Raw genomic sequence first — 368 nt, 5'->3', positions numbered from 1 at the left:
GATCTGCACCTGGCGCGCGGTCATCCCGCCCGAGGCGGGGATCACCGTGCAGCCGGCCCGCTCGGCCCCGTCGTGGGCGCCCAGGCCGCCGGTGAACAGACCGTAGCCGTAGGAGATGTGCACCTTGTGGCCGGGACGGCCGCCGGCGGCGCGGATCGAGCGGGCGACCATGTCGGCCCTCATCGACAGGTCGTTCTCGGTGTAACCGACCACCGTGGGGCGCCCGGTGGTGCCGCTGGAGGCGTGGACGCGGCGGACCTGGTCCATGGGGACGGCGAACATGCCGAACGGGTAGGTGTCGCGCAGATCGGCCTTCGTGGTGAAGGGGAAGCGGGCCAGGTCGTCGAGCGTCCGGCAGTCGTCGGGGG

Annotated in this window: 1 pseudogene; it reads right to left on the bottom strand. The window is 72.8% G+C overall.

Annotated elements, in window-relative coordinates:
• A pseudogene (locus IF54_RS0139060) lies at nucleotides 1-368 on the bottom strand (phenylacetate--CoA ligase); the annotation flags it as partial.

Origin of the sequence: Streptomyces sp. NRRL B-3229 (assembly GCF_000719505.1) — a bacterium.
In the GTDB taxonomy this organism is placed as follows: Bacteria; Actinomycetota; Actinomycetes; order Streptomycetales; family Streptomycetaceae; genus Streptomyces; species Streptomyces griseorubiginosus.
Note: the sequence above shows the minus strand (reverse complement) of the source record. Positions and strands in the feature narration are given on the sequence as shown.